This is a genomic window from Nostoc sp. CALU 546 (assembly GCF_048836525.1).
Map to the genome: position 1 here is coordinate 1 of NZ_JAWJTF010000426.1, position 1,263 is coordinate 1,263.

At 34.6% G+C, this 1,263-nt stretch carries 1 protein-coding gene; it reads right to left on the reverse strand.

The window, feature by feature from the left end:
• Positions 1-874: 874 nt before the first annotated feature.
• Positions 875-1,263: ISAzo13-like element transposase-related protein (locus RRG12_RS44245; RefSeq protein WP_420763375.1), on the reverse strand; the 389-nt coding region annotated here is incomplete at its 5' end.

Consider the following 1,263-nt stretch of genomic DNA (forward strand, 5'->3'; position numbering starts at 1 on the left):
AAATTACTAGAATTCCTACTTGATGCAGAGAAATTCAGGAGTATTAGAGCAATACCTATAGGTATTGATTCAAGCAGCTAATAATAAAATTATTAGCTTTCAATTATTATTAAATTGAGAATTACTCTCACGTAATTGAGCTACTTGGTTGAAAAATAAAACTTATAATCAGGATATGGTAGTAACCAATGCTAACGGGTGTAATTTTGCATTAACTGTTATTTAGCATAGGTTACTATGGCGAAATCAATGCTTACGAGCTTACAATAGCATAACTAAATATGACTATTCAAGTAAGATTTGTCTATTAGTAATCACGCAGAAATAACTTACTTATTTTGGAGTAAAGATTGAGGTCTAAACTAGAGGTATTTAAAGATGTCGCTTGTACATCTGCAATAAATCAAAACGTTTTCCTCAAAGAGCGATTGCTAAAGTTTTTGTAGTCTACGATACTGTTTAATACCCCAAGGCAATGAATCTGTGACTCGTTCCTAAGCCAACACATAACTAAGGGTGAAACACCAAGGAACAGAACCTTGAAAATCTCCTAACGAAACCTGGGACAAAGGTGAAAGCCCTCTCCTACAAGGATAGTAGCTACTCCTAACCTCAGGGCAAACGCATCTAAATATTGACAAGTCTGAATCAGAGTGGGATTTAGCGTAACCCTTATTAAATAAGGATTTTAGTAAATTAAATTCTCACTTTTATAGTAATGATAATCATTATGGTGAGAGAGTTGGAGATAGCCGACGGTTGCCTGTCAAGGAACATGGTATGTTACTTCAAAAGCCCCGAAAAAGCAGAACCATATATGCGGATACTGTGGATTAAAATTCGCAGATAATGCATGTGCCTTTCTCTATTAATCTCAAAATGTGTGTTCGCCTTTATTATTAAAGCAAGACGATAATTCTAAATAAGTCGGAGGTAAAAATCGGTAGTTCCAGTCATTATGGAATTTAATTTTTTCTAGGTGGACTCTTGACAATTCTTTGTCATTAATATCTATATCTATCTGGCATTTATTTTCATCTTTTGGAGTACTAATTACTAGTTCTTCATTGGTGGTAACAGTACTAATTAAATTAATAGCTACTTCTTTAATGGTTAGTGGTCTACCTCTCCAGTTTTCTGTAATCAGACAGAACATACGATGTTCTATGTTGTTCCACTTACTTGTAGCAGGCGGAAAATGTGCAAACTGAATGATAAGTCCAATTTCGTTAGCAAGTTTCTGGAGTTGGGCCTTCCATAACT